Origin of the sequence: Pseudomonas ekonensis, assembly GCF_019145435.1 — a bacterium.
In the GTDB taxonomy this organism is placed as follows: Bacteria; Pseudomonadota; Gammaproteobacteria; order Pseudomonadales; family Pseudomonadaceae; genus Aquipseudomonas; species Aquipseudomonas ekonensis.
Genome location: NZ_JAHSTS010000001.1, coordinates 685,920 through 701,340 on the forward strand (window position 1 = coordinate 685,920; position 15,421 = coordinate 701,340).

General features: G+C 66.2%; 14 protein-coding genes. 9 read left to right on the forward strand and 5 right to left on the reverse strand.

The genetic code is table 11. The features are described 5' to 3' along the window. Positions 1–46 precede the first annotated feature (46 nt). The 4 genes from KVG96_RS03205 (at position 47) to KVG96_RS03220 (ending at position 3,982) form a co-directional block, all read left to right on the forward strand. Complete coding sequence (locus KVG96_RS03205; RefSeq protein WP_217890784.1) at positions 47–946, forward strand: LysR family transcriptional regulator ArgP; 900 nt, start codon at positions 47–49, stop codon at positions 944–946. Between the two features lie 95 nt (positions 947–1,041). After that, on the forward strand, positions 1,042–2,034 hold the full coding sequence (locus KVG96_RS03210; RefSeq protein WP_217890785.1) for an NAD-dependent epimerase/dehydratase family protein: 993 nt from the start codon (positions 1,042–1,044) through the stop codon (positions 2,032–2,034). Between the two features lie 110 nt (positions 2,035–2,144). Then, entirely contained in the window at positions 2,145–3,023 is an 879-nt protein-coding gene (locus KVG96_RS03215) for an ATPase (RefSeq protein WP_217890786.1), read from the forward strand. Positions 3,024–3,136: 113 nt separating this feature from the next. Further along, entirely contained in the window at positions 3,137–3,982 is an 846-nt protein-coding gene (locus KVG96_RS03220; RefSeq protein WP_217890787.1) for a cache domain-containing protein, read from the forward strand. A gap of 135 nt (positions 3,983–4,117) precedes the next feature. Here the strand turns inward: KVG96_RS03220 and KVG96_RS03225 are convergent, their stop codons facing one another. Together KVG96_RS03225 and pobA are read right to left on the reverse strand one after the other, a co-directional pair. Continuing rightward, positions 4,118–5,635, reverse strand: a complete 1,518-nt coding sequence (locus KVG96_RS03225; protein ID WP_217890788.1) for an MDR family MFS transporter — start codon at positions 5,633–5,635, stop codon at positions 4,118–4,120. A 79-nt stretch (positions 5,636–5,714) separates the two neighbouring features. Continuing rightward, entirely contained in the window at positions 5,715–6,908 is a 1,194-nt protein-coding gene (pobA, locus tag KVG96_RS03230; RefSeq protein WP_217890789.1) for a 4-hydroxybenzoate 3-monooxygenase, read from the reverse strand. A gap of 178 nt (positions 6,909–7,086) precedes the next feature. Here pobA and KVG96_RS03235 point away from each other — a divergent pair, with 178 nt between their 5' ends. Beyond that, the gene (locus KVG96_RS03235) at positions 7,087–7,971 is read left to right on the forward strand and encodes a helix-turn-helix domain-containing protein (RefSeq protein WP_217890790.1); all 885 of its coding nucleotides are present in this window, start codon (positions 7,087–7,089) and stop codon (positions 7,969–7,971) included. 117 nt (positions 7,972–8,088) lie between these two features. On the opposite strand, the gene KVG96_RS03240 is transcribed toward KVG96_RS03235, so the two are convergent. Beyond that, positions 8,089–8,265 (reverse strand): hypothetical protein, encoded by a 177-nt coding sequence (locus tag KVG96_RS03240; RefSeq protein ID WP_167360513.1) that lies wholly within the window; start codon positions 8,263–8,265, stop codon positions 8,089–8,091. A gap of 128 nt (positions 8,266–8,393) precedes the next feature. Continuing rightward, complete coding sequence (locus KVG96_RS03245; protein ID WP_217890791.1) at positions 8,394–9,299, reverse strand: LysR family transcriptional regulator; 906 nt, start codon at positions 9,297–9,299, stop codon at positions 8,394–8,396. A gap of 114 nt (positions 9,300–9,413) precedes the next feature. Between KVG96_RS03245 and KVG96_RS03250 the strand changes: the two genes are divergently transcribed. Continuing rightward, the gene (locus KVG96_RS03250; protein ID WP_217890792.1) at positions 9,414–10,292 is read left to right on the forward strand and encodes an MBL fold metallo-hydrolase; all 879 of its coding nucleotides are present in this window, start codon (positions 9,414–9,416) and stop codon (positions 10,290–10,292) included. Between the two features lie 46 nt (positions 10,293–10,338). After that, positions 10,339–10,956, forward strand: coding sequence for an NAD(P)-dependent oxidoreductase (locus tag KVG96_RS03255; protein WP_217890793.1), 618 nt, complete (start codon positions 10,339–10,341; stop codon positions 10,954–10,956). A 166-nt stretch (positions 10,957–11,122) separates the two neighbouring features. Here KVG96_RS03255 and KVG96_RS03260 read toward each other — a convergent pair whose 3' ends face one another. Beyond that, positions 11,123–12,004, reverse strand: coding sequence for a LysR substrate-binding domain-containing protein (locus tag KVG96_RS03260; protein WP_217890794.1), 882 nt, complete (start codon positions 12,002–12,004; stop codon positions 11,123–11,125). A gap of 144 nt (positions 12,005–12,148) precedes the next feature. Here KVG96_RS03260 and KVG96_RS03265 point away from each other — a divergent pair, with 144 nt between their 5' ends. Together KVG96_RS03265 and KVG96_RS03270 are read left to right on the forward strand one after the other, a co-directional pair. Then, positions 12,149–13,786 carry a 5-guanidino-2-oxopentanoate decarboxylase gene (locus tag KVG96_RS03265; RefSeq protein WP_217890795.1) on the forward strand — a complete coding sequence of 546 codons (1,638 nt, stop codon included), beginning with the start codon at positions 12,149–12,151 and terminating at the stop codon, positions 13,784–13,786. An 8-nt stretch (positions 13,787–13,794) separates the two neighbouring features. Beyond that, positions 13,795–15,243 carry an aldehyde dehydrogenase family protein gene (locus KVG96_RS03270; protein ID WP_217892430.1) on the forward strand — a complete coding sequence of 483 codons (1,449 nt, stop codon included), beginning with the start codon at positions 13,795–13,797 and terminating at the stop codon, positions 15,241–15,243. Positions 15,244–15,421: the final 178 nt, after the last annotated feature.

The following is a 15,421-nucleotide window of genomic DNA, read 5'->3' on the forward strand; positions in this document are numbered from 1 at the left end:
TTGTATAAGAAAAACCAATAGTGCTGATCGCTCATTAGGAAAACTGATGTTCGACTACAAATTGCTTTCTGCGTTGGCGGCGGTGGTGGAACAGGCCGGATTCGAGCGGGCGGCCCAGGTGCTGGGCCTGTCCCAGTCGGCGATTTCCCAGCGGATCAAATTGCTGGAGGCGCGGGTCGGCCAGCCGGTGCTGGTGCGCGGCACGCCGCCTTCGCCGACGGAGATCGGCCGGCGCCTGCTCAACCATGTGCAGCAGGTGCGTCTGCTGGAGCGCGACCTGCAGAGCCTGGTGCCGGCGCTGGACGAAGAAGGCCTGCCGGAACGCCTGCGCATCGCCCTGAACGCCGACAGCCTGGCCACCTGGTGGGCCGAGGCGGTCGGCGATTTCTGCGCCGAGCAGCATCTGTTGCTGGACTTGGTGGTGGAGGACCAGACCGTCGGCCTCAAGCGCATGCGCGCTGGGGAAGTGGCGGCCTGCGTGTGCGCCAGCGAGCGGCCCGTGGCCGGCGCCCGCAGTGTGCTGCTGGGGGCGATGCGCTACCGTGCGCTGGCCAGCCCGGCGTTCATCGAACGCCACTTTCCGGACGGCGTGCGCGCCGAACAATTGCCGCGCACCCCGGCGCTGGTGTTCGGCCCGGACGATTTCCTGCAGCACCGTTACCTCGCGTCCCTCGGCGTGGACGGCGGTTTCGAGCATCATCTGTGCCCCTCGTCCGAAGGCTTCATCCGCCTGACCGAGGCCGGCCTGGGCTGGGGGCTGGTGCCGGAACTGCAAGTGCGCGAGCAACTGGAGCGCGGCACATTGCGCGAACTGTTGGCGGATAAACCGATCGATGTGCCGTTGTACTGGCATCATTGGCGCAACGGCGGGCAGTTGCTCGGGCTCCTGACCGATCAACTGGTGCGCTCGTCGCCCAAATGGCTGGTGCCTTTGGGGCAGCGATAAGCGTCAAGCCACAAGCGACAGGCAGGCGCTTGCGGTTCGTTTTTCACTTGCAGCTCGAGGCTTGAGGCTCGCGGCTGGTTTTGTTGGAGCTCTACATGAAAATTCTGGTCACCGGCGCAAGCGGCTTCATCGGCGGGCGCTTTGCGCGGTTCGCCCTGGAGCAGGGCCTGGACGTGCGGGTCAACGGCCGTCGGGCCGAAGGCGTCGAGCACCTGGTGCGCCGGGGCGCCGAATTCGTCCAGGGCGACCTGAACGATGCCGAATTGGTGCGCGAACTGTGTGCCGACGTCGAAGCCGTGGTGCATTGCGCCGGCTCCGTCGGCCTGTGGGGGCGCTATCAGGATTTTCACCAGGGCAACGTGCAGGTCACCGAAAACGTGGTCGAGGCCTGCCTCAAGCAGCGGGTGCGGCGCCTGGTGCACCTGTCGTCGCCCTCGATCTATTTCGATGGCCGCGACCATCTCGGGCTGACCGAAGAGCAAGTGCCCAAACGCTTGCGTCACCCCTATGCCGCGACCAAGTTCCTGGCCGAGCAGAAGGTCTTCGGCGCCCAGGAGTTCGGCCTCGAGACCATCGCCCTGCGCCCGCGCTTCGTGACCGGCGCCGGCGACATGAGCATCTTTCCGCGCCTGTTGAACATGCAGCGCAAGGGCCGCCTGGCGATCATCGGCAACGGCTTGAACAAGGTCGATTTCACCAGTGTGCAGAACCTCAACGAAGCCTTGCTCAGCAGCCTGCTGGCCGCCGGCTCCGCGCTGGGCAAGGCTTACAACATCAGCAACGGCGCGCCCGTGCCGTTGTGGGACGTGGTCAACTACGTGATGCGCAAGATGGAAGTCCCACAGGTCACCCGGTACCGTTCCTACGGCCTGGCCTACAGCGTGGCGGCGCTCAACGAGGCCGTCTGCAAGCTCTGGCCGGGGCGCCCGGAGCCCACGCTGTCGCGGCTGGGCATGCAGGTGATGAACAAAAATTTCACCCTCGACATCAGCCGCGCCCGGCATTATCTGGACTACGATCCGAAAGTCAGCCTGTGGACCGCCCTCGATGAGTTCTGCACCTGGTGGAGGGCCCAGGACATCCGCTGACGTCACGGGCGGCACTGAACCGCGCCGCGGGTTGAGGGTCAATCCCTGCGGCTGCGGGGGTTATACTGCGCAGCAATCTGCTATCACCGCGTTTCACAAAGGTTGCCTCAATGTCCATGCGTAACGATGTCCACGACGACGATTTCGACGATGTCCCGAGCCTGCGCGCCGACACCCTCGATGACGACGACTTCCCGTCCACCGCCCGCACCTCCGTGCATTCGCGCTCGCCGCAGGCGGTCAAGGTCAAGGCCGCCAGCACCGGGCCGCTGTGGGCGCTGGTCGGCGCGCTGTTCTTCGCCTTCATCGGCCTGGCCTGGTGGAGCTTCCAGCAGATTTCGCTGATGGAGCAGCAACTGGTGGCCACCCAGGAAAGCTTCGCCCGCATCAGCGAGGAAGCGGCGGGGCGCCTGCAGGACATTTCCGGCAAGGTCGTCGCCAGCCAGACCAACGTCACCACCGACAACGAAGCCCTGAAGCTGCAGATCAAGCAGCTTGAGAGCCGGCTTCAGGATCAGGGCCGCCAGCAGCAGGGCGTGGCCGGCCAGGCCACGGACCTGGACAAGCGCCTGGCGCAGATGAGCGCCCAGGCCACCGAGCAGCAGAACGCTAACACCCAGTTGCAGGCTCAGGTCAAAGCCATGGGCAACGAGCTGGCCGCAGTCAAAAGCACCCCGGCCGACACCAGCCGGGTCGATGCCCAGCTAAAAGGCCTCGATGCCCAGATCAAGGGTTTCGACGCCCAGTTCAAGAGCCTCGGCGCCGACATCACGGCCCTGAGGAAGCAGGGCAACCCGAGCGCGGCCATCGACCGTCTGGAGCAGGACATCGTCGTGCTCAAGAGCCAGCAGGACAACCGTCCGGCCGGTGGGCAGGGCGGCGGCAACACCGCCGAGTTCGACGCGTTCCGCGGGCAGATGACCCGCAACCTCAACACCCTACAGGCGCAGATCCAGAACCTGCAGCAGCAGATCAACGCCCGGCCCTGACAGGCGCTCCCTCGCCGCAGGTGTCCCGCAACATCCAGAACGATTGTGAATGTCCGTGCATGGGCCCAACCCGTCTACGCTCTTGAAACACCAACAAGAACGGGGGACGCGTCATGGGGATACTGCACAGGCTGGCCTGGTTCGGCGCGGTGCTGCTGTTGGGCGTCGGCCAGGCCGGCGCCGCCGCGCCGAAGGATGACGGCCAGGCTGCGAAGGCCTTGCTGGAAAAGGCCCTGGCCTATTACCACGACCATGGTGACAAGGCGTTCGCGGCGTTCAGCCGTCAGGGGGAGTTCGTCGACAAGGACCGCTACGTGTTCGTGGTCGACACCCAGGGCGTGATGCTCGCCAGCGGCGGGCCGTCGTCGGCGCTGATCGGCCGGGACGTGTCCGAAGTGCTGGGCCCGGACCTGCAGAAGGCCTTCAAGGACGCCTTGAAAGTGCCCGAGGCCAACGGCATCCAGCAGGCCGAGTACCGCTGGCAGAACTGGAGCGACGGCAAGGTCGAGCGCAAGCATGTGTTCTATCAGCGCATCGGCCAGCGGATCCTGGCGGTCGGCTATTACCTGCCCAGGGCTTCGGCGCAGCAGGCCCAGGCCTTGCTCGACAAGGCCGCCACCGACCTTGTGCAGAACGAGAAACGCACGCTGACGGCGATCAATTCGCTCAAGGGCGGTTACCTGCAGGATGACCTGTACGTGTTCGTGGTCAACCTGGACAACCGACGCTATGTCGCCCACGGCACCAACCTGCGGTTGATCAACACCGACTTCGCCAAGGTCAAGGATCCGGAAGGCAAACTGGTGGGCGAACCGATCCTGGCCCTGATCGGCAAGCAGGACGAAGGCGAATACGAATACCGCTGGGAGAACCCGGTGACCGGCAAGGTCGAGGACAAGCACGCCTATCTGAAGAAGGTCGGGCCGTATCTGGTGGCGGTGGGTTACTACAGCCCTTGAGCGGGTGGCTGCGGCGCCCTCACTGACGCTATCGCCAGTAGTCTGGCTCCCACAGATTTCTCGGCGCCGCCGATTCCTGTGGGAGCCAGCTTGCTGGCGATAGCGTCAGTCAAGTCACCGCAGAACCGGCGAATCTCAGCGGGCGCCATGCTCCCGACCGCGCAGCAACCGGTTGGGCATGGCCAGCGCCGCCGTCAGCCCCAGCAGCGAAACCCCGGCGCTGACCGTCAGCAAGTGCCGGAACGTCACCAGCAGTTCGGCCCGCAGCGCATCCCGGGCGGCGCCCGGCGCTGCGTTCAGGCCGTCGAGCAGCGCACTGCCGGAATGCCCTTCGCCCATCAGCGAGCCGCCGGCCAGGTGGGCGAAGCTGGAGTCCTGCAACAGCGCCAGCAGCAGCGCCGACATCAGCGCCACACCGACTGCGCCGCCCAGGGAGCGGAACAGGTTGGTGGTGCTGGTGGCGACGCCGATGTCCTTTTGCTCCACCGAGTTCTGCGTGCCCACCAGCGAGGTCGGGAACTGCATGCCGCCGGCGATGCCGCTGAGCAGCATGAACAGGCCGCTGAGCAGGGCGTCGGCCGGCGGGGTGAAGGCCATGCCGAGGATGGAGACCGGCATCAGCAGGGCGCCGGCCAGGATCTGCGGTTTGTAGCGCCCGGTCACCGACGTGCGGCGGCCGGCGAAGTACGCGCCGACGGGCAGCCCCATCGCCAGCGGCAGCAGGTGCAGCGCCGCGCTGTCGGCGCCGGCGCCGGTGACGCTCTGAAAGCGCAGCGGCATCAGCACGATCAGGGATATCGCCTGGAAGCTGCAGAAGAAGATCGTGCACCAGCACAGCAGGGCGCTGCGGTTGGTGAACAGGTGCATCGGCAGCAGGGGCTCACGGGCGCGGCGCTCATGCCAGGCGAACACCGCCAGCACCGCCACGGCGCCGGCGAACAGGCCGAGGACTTCGCGGCTGTGCCACGGGTGCCCCTGGCCGACCTGGGTGATGGCCAGCAGCAGGGCGGTCAGGCCGACGATCATCAGCAGCGTGCCCAGGTAATCGATGACCGGTTTGCGCTGCGGCACCGGCAGCCCCCGCAGGTTGCGCCGGGCCACCCACCAGGCGCCGAGCCCCAGCGGCAGGTTGATCAGGAACACCCAGCGCCATGACAGGTATTCGGTCATGTAGCCGCCGAGCACGGGGCCGGCCACGCTGGCCACCGCGTACATGCTGCTGAAGTAGCCCTGATAGCGCCCGCGCTCCCGGGGCGGCACGATGTCGCCGATGATCGCCTGGCTCACCGAGATCATCCCCCCGGCGCCGATGCCCTGGAAGATCCGCGCCAGCACCAGTTGCTCCATGCTCTGGGCCATGGCGCAAAACAGCGAAGCCAGGGTGAACAGGCCCATGCCGAACAGCATCAGTTTGCGTCGCCCGTACAGGTCGCCGAGCTTGCCGTAGATCGGCACCGCCACGGTCATCGCCACCATGTAGCCGGAGATCACCCAGGCCAGCAGGCTCACGTCCTTGAACTGCGCGGAGATGGCCGGCATCGACACGGCGACGATGGTCTGGTCCAGCGCGCCGAGGAAGATCGCCATCATCAGTGCGACCAACACGCTGCGGATGGCCGGTTTGGGCGTTTCGGGATGATTGAGGTTGGTCACGGGCGGAACCTGCGGGCAATGAGGATCCCGCAGGCCGTGAGGCGAGCGGGGATGTTCGCCAGTGTAAGTCGGTAGGAAGCTATTCGATAGCCTCATAAGGAAGTCCGACGTAATTTTCTGCAATGGTTTTTCGGCCCGCTTCCGAACTGACGAAGTAATCCAGTTCCGACGCGCTGATGCGCTGGCTGAACGCATCGTGTTCGTCGAAGCGGTGCAGCATCGAGGTCATCCACCAAGAGAAGCGTTCAGCCTTCCAGACCCGGCGCAGACAGATGTCCGAGTACTTCTGCAGCAGATCGGTGCGCTGCTCGCGGTAGACCTTCAGCAGAATGTCGAACAGGGTGCTGACGTCGCTGGCCGCCAGGTTCAGGCCCTTGGCCCCGGTCGGCGGCACGATGTGCGCGGCGTCGCCGACCAGGAACATCCGGCCGTACTGCATCGGTTCGACCACGAAGCTGCGCAGCGGCGCGATGCTTTTCTCCAGGGACGGGCCGGTCACCAGCTTCTGCGCCAGCGTCTCGGGCAGTCGGGTCTTCAGTTCGTCCCAGAAGCGTCGGTCCGACCAGTCCTCGACGCGCTCTTGGGCCGGCACTTGCAGGTAATAGCGGGTGCGGGTGGCCGAGCGCAGGCTGCACAGGGCGAAGCCGCGTTCGTGGCGGGCATAGACCAGTTCGTCGTGCACCGGCGGCGTGTCGGCCAGGATCCCCAGCCAACCGAACGGGTAGACCCGTTCGAAGACCTTCAGGCATTCGGCGGGAATCGACTGCCGCGCCACGCCGTGAAAGCCGTCGCAGCCGGCGATGTAATCGCAGTCGACGCGCCAGGTTTCGCCGTCCTTTTCGAAGGTCACGAAAGGCGTGTCGCTTTTCATGCCGCCGGGAGCGACATTGACGGCCCCGTAGATCGTCTGGCCGCCGGTCTCCCGACGAGCGGCCATGAGGTCGCGGGTGACCTCGGTCTGGCCGTAGACGGTCACGGTCTTGCCGCCGGTCAGTGCCTTCAGGTCGATGTGCACCCGGCGTCCGTCCAGGGCCAGTTCGAAGCCTTCGTGCACCAGGCCTTCGGCGTCCATCCGCTGGCCCGTTCCGGCCCGGCGCAACAGCTCTGCCATGCCTTGTTCAAGCACGCCGGCGCGGATCCGGCCGAGCACGTACTCGGGTGTCTGGCGTTCGAGGATCAGGGTGTCGATGCCGGCGTTGTGCAGCAACTGGCCGAGCAGCAGACCGGAGGGGCCGGCGCCGATGATGGCGACCTGGGTTTTGCGCGTCTTCATTGTTTTTGTCGCTCGCAAGCTTCACGCGGCCTGGGCCGGTGAGTGATTTTTATGGTTCGGGCGCTTGCATTTTTCCCTTGCGGGTCTGTCAATTGAAGGTGAAAACTGAGCCGATGCCTGTACATTCTGCCAATCGGTGCGATTATCGCCCGCAACCTTCGAGGCCTGGATTGAAGTGATGAACAAGCCTGACCTGCCTTCGATTCCGGTGTTCAAGCTCTACGGTGAAAGCCTGGACTGGCCGACCCCCGACTTGCTGCACTGCGAAACCATTTCCAAACGCAGCCGCGAACACCAATGGGAAATCAAACCCCACCGCCACGCCGATCTGTGCCAGTTGCTCTTCGTATTCAAAGGTCAGGCAGAGCTTGAAATCGAAGGTCAGCGCACGCAACTCAACGAAGCCGCGATCCAGATCCTGCCGCCCCTGTCGGTGCACGGCTTTCGCTTTTCCGAGGACGTCGAAGGGTTCGTCGTCACGCTGGCCAAACCGTTGATCAACCATTTGCAGGCGCAACTGGGCAACTCGGTGCAAGCCCTGGCCCAGGCCGACAGCTACCCGGCGGGGCAGGACGCGGACTACCTCAACAGCCTGTTCGCCGCGTTGCAGGCCGAATACAACGGCCATGAGCCGGCGCGGGAAATGCTCATGCATTCGCTCGCCAGCGTGATCATGGTCTGGGTCAGCCGTCAGGCGATCCGGCGCCACACCGCCACGCAGCGTCCGCAGCGCCAGCGCGAATACCTCAACGGGTTCATTCAGTTGGTGGAGGAGACGTACCGCCAGCACGTGAAGGTCGAGGACCTGGCCCATCGCCTGGGCATTTCGGTGTCCCACCTCAACGGCACCTGCCGCGAGCTGGCGGGGCAGCCGGCCCTGCAGATCATGCACGAGCGGCAATTGCTGGAGGCCAAGCGCCTGCTGACCTACACCAGCATGACCATCTATGAAATGTCGGATCTGTTGGGTTTTTCCGACCCGACCAACTTCACGCGCCTGTTCCGGCGCCGGGTGGGGATATCGCCGAAGGCCTTCCGCGACCGCTTGAAGACCGAACCGTAAACCTGGTAGGAGCCAGCCTGCTGGCGATGACGGACTGACAGCCACCGCCGATGTCGGCTGACAAGTCTCTATCGCCAGCAGGCTGGCTCCCACAGGGGATCGGTGTCCCGCTTCTGCTCAGCGCAGCGCGTTGAGGGTGGCGTTGTGCGGGATGCAGCGCTCGAAGTTGCAGCTGGCGTAGTCCCGGGGCAGTTGCCGCAACTGCTCCACCCGCCAGGCCGCGGTGCCGTACAGCGCCAGCGTGGCCGCACAGGTGATGAAAATCGCGAGGTATCTTCGTGTCCTGGTGTTCATGGCGGTGACCTCTGAACGAATACCCGGGGGTACTGCTTTCAGCATAGGTCAGCGGTGGTGAGTTGCCACTGCGGCGCCTGCACGGCCGCCACCGCCAGCAGGCTGGCTCCCATAAGGACGGGCGGGCGTTACAGGCCCTCGTCCCAGGCGGGGTTCTCGGGAAAGCGCTGCACCAGGAAGTCCAGCATGCAGCGCAGCGCCGCCGGCATGTGCTTGCGCGAGGCGTAGACCGCGTAGATGTTCATCCGCCGCGGTTCGGCGTGGGGCAGCAGGCGCACCAGTTCGCCGCTGTGGATGTGCACCCCGGCCTGATAGGTCGGCAGCATCGCCACCCCCGCGCCGGCCAGGGTCGCGCGCAGCAGGGTGCTGGCCTCGTTGGCGCTGATGTTGCCCTGCACCGGCACCGACACCGGTTCGCCGTCCTCCTCGAAATGCCACAGGCTTTTGCCGAAGTAGGAATGGGTCAGGCAGTTGTGCCGGCTCAGTTCCTCCACCCGCTGCGGCCGCGGCCGGTCGTGCAGGTACGACGGCGCGGCGCAGACCACCGAGCGGCACACGGTCAGGCGCCGGGCGATCAGGTTCGGGTCGAGGTCGTTGCTGGTGCGGATCGCCAGGTCGATGCGTTCGTCCACCAGGTTCACCGTGCGGTCGAGCATCTGCAGGTCGATGTTCACGCCCGGGTAGCGCTTGACGAACGCCGCCATGGCATCGGCCAGTTGCGCCTGGCCGAACGAGGTGCTGACGCTGATGCGCAGCAGCCCGCGCGGTGCGTCGTCGGGTTCGCTGACGGCGGCCTGCATGTCGCCGGACAGTTCGAGCATCTGCCGGCAGCGCGGCAGGATTTCGTTGCCGGCGGCGGTCAGGCTCAACTTGCGCGTGGTGCGGTGCATCAGGCGTGCGCCGACCCAGTCCTCCAGTTCCGCCAGATACCGCGACACCACCGGCCGCGACAGCTCCAGGTGATCGGCCGCCGCCGACTGGCTGCCCAGATCCACCACCGTGACAAACACCCGCATTGCTTGGAGACGATCCATGATTTGCCCGCTTTCAGAAACAAACTATGTTCAAGCATCGCATTTTTTGTACCGACTCTGGCAACTAAGCTCTCTCCCATCGCCAAGCCTGGCATTTGAACAGCGGAGCAACCGATGATCGGCTTCACCACCCTCAAGCGTGTCCTACTCGCCACCGCCACCCTCGGCTTCGCCGCGCACGCCGCCGCAGCCAACCTGACCCTCGACGTCTACAACCCCGGCACCCACGCCATCTTCCCGGTGACCTCGGTGCTGGTCAGCGGCGACAAGGACGCGATCCTGGTCGACGCCCAGTTCGGCAAGTCCCAGGCCGAGCAAGTGGTGGAAAAGATCCGCGCCAGCGGCAAGCACCTGACCGCCATCTACATCAGCCACGGTGACCCGGACTACTACTTCGGCCTCGACACCCTGACCAAGGCCTTCCCGGACGCCAAGGTGCTGGCCTCGCAGCCGACCGTCGACCACATCAAGCAGACCGTGGACGGCAAGCTGGCGTTCTGGGGCCCGAAAATGGGCGACGACGTACCGGCCAAGACCATCGTGCCGGGTGTGCTGGAAGGTGACAGCCTGATCCTCGAAGGGCAGAAGCTGCAAGTGGTCGGCCTGGAAGGCAAGCAGCCGGACCGCAGCTTCGTGTGGATCCCGTCGCTCAAGGCCGTGGTCGGCGGCGTGGTGGTGGCCGAGAACATCCATGTGTGGATGGCCGACACCCAGACCGCGCAGTCCCACGCTGACTGGCTGGAGACCCTGCACTCGATCGAGACCCTGAAGCCGAAGACCGTGGTGCCGGGCCATTACCTGGGCGACAGCGGCCGCTCGCTGGCGTCGGTGCGGTTCACCGCCGACTACATCAAGGCCTTCGACGAAGAGACCGCCAAGGCCAAGGACTCCGCCGCCCTGATCGCCGCGATGAAGAAGCGCTACCCGAAACTGGGCGAGGAAAGCTCCCTGGAGCTGAGCGCCAAGGTCGCCAAGGGCGAAATGAAGTGGTGAGCCGTTCCTGAACTTAGCAACACTCTCAAGCCAACTGGAGAATGTCATGAGCAAGATCGCAATCATCGGTGCCACCGGCCGGGCCGGCAGCCAATTGCTGGAAGAGGCCCTGCGCCGTGGCCACAGCGTCACCGCCATCGCCCGGGACACGTCGAAGATCGGCACCCGTGCCGGTGTGACGGCCAAGTCCCTCGACGTGCTGGACGCCGCTGCGCTGCAAGCGGCGGTGGCCGGCCATGACGCGGTGATCAGCGCCGCGCATTTCGCCACCGTGCCGGCCGCTGCCGTGACCGGTCCTGTGAAGCAGGCCGGGGTCAAGCGTCTGTTGGTGGTGGGCGGCGCCGGTTCGCTGCTGCTGCTGCCGGACGGCACCCGGGTGATCGACAGCGCGGGTTTCCCGGCCGAGTACAAGGCCGAGGCCAGCGCCGGTGCCGCGTTCCTCGAGGCGTTGCGTCAGGAACAGGAATTGGACTGGACGTTCCTGTCACCGTCGGCGGAGTTCGTCGAAGGTGAGCGCAGCGGCACGTTCCGGGTGGGCAAGGACGATCTGCTGGTCAGCGCCGAAGGCCGCAGCTGGATCACCTTCGCCGATTACGCCATCGCCTTGATCGACGAGGTGGAGTCGCCGAAGCATTCGCGTCAGCGTTTCACTGTCGGTTACTGATCTTCCCCGCACTGCGGGAGCCACTGTCTGGTTCCCGCTCCGGCGGTGCATTCACCGACGCTATCGCCAGCAGGCTGGCTCCCACAGACTTCTCGGCGCCGCCGATCCTTGTGGGAGCCAGCCTGCTGGCGATGACGTCAGTGAAGACGCCGCAACACCCAATGGCTCAGCGGGTATGCGCCTGCTCCACCAGCCACACCATCAGTTCCCGCAGCTTCGCCGACGGCTCTGGCCTGTCCGGCGCCACCACGTAATAGCCAAGCCCTGTCTTGACCTTCAGATCGAACGGCGTCACCAGCCGTCCGGCGTTCAGGTCATCGCCGATCAACGACCAGTCACCGATCGCCACGCCCGTGCCGTGGGACGCCATCGACATGGCCTGGTCCAGCGTCTCGAAATGCTGGCCGCTGCCGATGTTGCTCAACCGCAGGTCGGCGGCCTTCAGCCAGAGCGCCCAGTCCTGATCGTCGTGGGTGGGGTGCAGCAGCAAGTGCTGTTGCAGATCCGCCGGCGCGTTGAGGCCCGGTGCGCCCTTGAGCAGCATCGGCGAGCAGACCGGCGTCAGTTGTTCGTCGAACATGTGCAGCGCGGCCGGCAGGTCGTGGGGCGCGGTGCCGTAGATCACCGCCGCGTCGAACTGTTCGCGCTGGAAATCCACCCCGTGCTGGAGCGAGGCGGTCAGCTTCACCGGCGCGTCCGGGCGTTCCCGTTGCCACTGCATCAGGCGCGGCAGCAGCCAGCGCATCACGCAGCTGGGCGCCTTGAGTTGCAGGGTCTCGCGCTTGGCGCCGATCTGCTCCACCGAATCGCCGATCAGGTCGAACACCTGTTGGATCTTCGGCAGCCATTCGCGGCCTTCGGCGGTCAGCTCCAGCCCTCGGGCCAGGCGGATGAACAGCTCATAGCCCAGGTGATCCTCAAGCCCGGCGATCTGTCGGCTCACCGCGCCCTGGGTGATGTGCAACTGCTCGGCGGCCCGGGTGAAGTTGCAGCACTGCGCGGTGACCAGAAACGTGTGCAGGGCGGGCAGGGGAGGCAGTCGTTTCATGTGGATCCAAGGTATGACGTGAGGACATGGCTAGTATGAGCTTTTATCGATTGTTGCGGCTATGGGGCGCCCGTTTCAATGAGGCCATTCCCGGACTTCCACAAACGGAGGCCGGAGTCTCAATCGAACAAGAAGGGCACAACCATGGCGACATGCGGCGAAGTACTGGTCAAGTTACTCGAGGGCTACGGGGTCGAGCAGGTGTTCGGCATCCCGGGGGTGCACACCGTGGAGCTGTATCGCGGGCTGGCCCGTTCGAGCATCAACCACGTCACCCCGCGGCATGAGCAGGGCGCCGGCTTCATGGCCGACGGCTATGCGCGCACCAGCGGCAAGCCGGGCGTGTGCTTCATCATCACCGGCCCCGGCATGACCAACATCACCACCGCCATGGGCCAGGCCTACGCCGACTCGATCCCGATGCTGGTGATCTCCAGCGTGCAGTCGCGCAGCCAGTTGGGCGGCGGCCGCGGCAAGCTCCACGAGCTGCCGAACCAGAGCGCGCTGGTCGGCGGTGTGGCGGCGTTCTCCCACACCTTGATGTCCGCCTCGGAATTGCCGGCGGTGCTGGCCCGGGCGTTCGCGCTGTTCCAGGCCGGGCGTCCGCGCCCGGTGCACATCGAGATCCCGCTGGACGTGCTGGTGGAAGACGCCGATGACCTGCTCGCCAGCGTGCCGGTGCACATCGACCGCGCCGGTGCCGCCCCGTCGGCCGTGAACCGCATGGCCGAACGGCTGGCCGGCGCCCAGCGTCCGCTGATCCTCGCCGGCGGCGGCGCCATCGACGCGGCGGCCGAACTCACCGAACTGGCCGAACGGCTGGACGCGCCGGTGGCGCTGACCATCAACGCCAAAGGCATGTTGCCGTCGGGCCATCCGCTGCTGATCGGTTCGACCCAGAGCCTGGTCGCCACCCGTGCGCTGGTGGCCGATGCCGATGTGGTGCTGGCCATCGGCACTGAACTGGCGGAAACAGACTACGACGTCACCTTCGCCGGCGGCTTCGAGATTCCCGGCCAACTGCTGCGCGTCGACATCGACCCGGACCAGACCGTGCGCAACTACCCGCCGCACGTGGCGCTGGTGGCCGACTCGCGCAACGCGGCCCAGGCCTTGCTCAGCGCATTGGCCCGGTACCCCCTGGCCGAACGCCGCAACGATTGGGGCCAGGTGCGCGCCGCCCGCCTGCGCGAGGAACTGGCCGCCGGCTGGGACGCGCCGGCCCTGGCCCAGACCCGCTTCCTCGAAACCGTCCTGCACGAACTGCCTGAAGCGGTGTTCGTCGGCGACTCCACGCAACCGGTGTACACCGGCAACCTCACCTTCAACCCGGATCATCCGCGCCGCTGGTTCAACGCCTCCACCGGCTACGGCACCCTCGGCTACGCCTTGCCGGCGGCCATCGGCGCCTGGCTGGGCGGCCGCCCGGAGCAAGGCGCGCGCCCGCCGGTGGTGTGCCTGATCGGCGACGGCGGCCTGCAGTTCACCCTGCCGGAACTGGCCAGCGCCGTGGAGGCGCGGGTGCCGGTGATCGTCCTGCTGTGGAACAACCAGGGCTACGAAGAGATCAAGCGCTACATGGTCAACCGGTCCATCGAACCGGTGGGCGTGGACATTTACACCCCGGACTTCATCGGCGTGGCCCAGGCCCTGGGCTGCGCGGCCCACTCGGCCGGCTCCGTCGAGCAACTGCGTGGCGCGCTGCGGGCGGCCACGGACCGTCAGGGCCCGACCCTGATCGAAATCGACCAGACCCAATGGATGAAGGCGGTGGCGCAATGAGTTCGGCCCTGAATTTCCCGACGACCCTCGACGGTCTCTACATCAATGGCCAATGGTCGTCCGGCGGCGAACACCTGCGGGTGATCAACCCGGCCACCGAAGCGCTGCTGACCACGGTCAACGGCGGCGGCGAGCGCGCGGTCGAGCAAGCGGTGACGGCGGCGGCCGAGGCCTTCAAGGCCTGGTCGAAGACCTCCGGCGCCGAGCGTGCGGCGATCCTGCGCAACATCGCCAACGGCGTGCGCAACGGCCGCGAACACCTGATGAAGCTGCAATCGAGCAACAACGGCAAGCCACTGTTCGAGGCGGTCATCGACGTCGATGACGTGATCGCGACGTTCGAGTATTACGCCGGGCTGGCCGAAGGCCTGGACGCCAGGAACGATGCGGATGTGCCGCTGCCCAGCGACGATTTCAGCGCCCGTGTGCGCCGCGAGCCGTGCGGCGTGGTCGGGCTGATCGTGCCGTGGAACTTCCCGATGGTCACCACCGCATGGAAGCTCGCCCCGGCCCTGGCCGCCGGCTGCTGCGTGGTGCTCAAGCCGTCGGAGGTCACGCCGCTGGCGGAGCTGGAACTGGCGGCGATCATCGCCGAGTCCGGCCTGCCCGACGGCGTGTTCAACCTGGTCTGCGGCACCGGTCTGGCGGTGGGGGCGCCGCTGGCGGCGGATCCGCGCATCGCCAAGGTGTCGTTCACCGGCAGCAACGCGGTGGGGGTGCAGGTGATGCAGCGCGCCGCCGAGACCGTGAAGGGCGTGAGTCTGGAACTGGGCGGCAAATCCTCGCTGCTGGTGCTGGCCGACGCGGATCTCGATCTGGCGGTAGAACTGGCCTGCGGCGGCGCCTTCTTCAACGCCGGGCAAATGTGCTCGGCCACCAGCCGGGTGCTGGTCGCCGATGAACTGGCCGACGAGTTCCTCACGCGGCTCAAGGCCCGCGCCGAGAAGATCCGCGTGGCCGATCCGTTCGACGCGGACGTGGAGATGGGCGCGCTGGTCAATCAGGCGCAGTACCAGCGGGTGCTCGGCCACATCGACCGCGGCCTGAGCGCCGGGGCGAAGCTGGTGTGCGGCGGCAACCGTCCCGCCGACCTGGCCCGCGGCTATTTTCTGCAGCCGACGGTGTTCACCGAAGTGCCCCTGGACAGTGCGCTGTGGTGCGAAGAGATCTTCGGGCCGGTGGTGTGCGTGCGCAGTTTCGCCACCGAGGCCGAGGCGGTCGCCCTGGCCAACGACAGCCGGTTCGGCCTGGTGGCCAGTGTGGTCACCCGTGACGCCGAGGCCGCGGACCGGGTCGCCGACGCCCTGCAGGCGGGGCTCGTGTGGCTGAACGCGCCGCAGGTGATCTTCCCGCAGACCGCCTGGGGCGGCTACAAGCAGAGCAGCCTGGGACGTGAGCTGGGGCCGTGGGGACTGGCCGCGTTCCAGGAGATCAAGCACGTGGTGCGGGCGCTCTGAACGCCCGAAAAAAGTGAACGCATGCCTCGCAATGAGGCATGCGCCGGCGTCATGGCTCCAATGAGTTTTTATCGATGGTCAGCGCTTGCGCCCGACCTCAGGATGAATCCGCCGACCTCGCCCAAGCCCTTTGAAACCGGGGGCTTGGGCGGTTCCGGACGGTCAGCGCAAAGGTTGC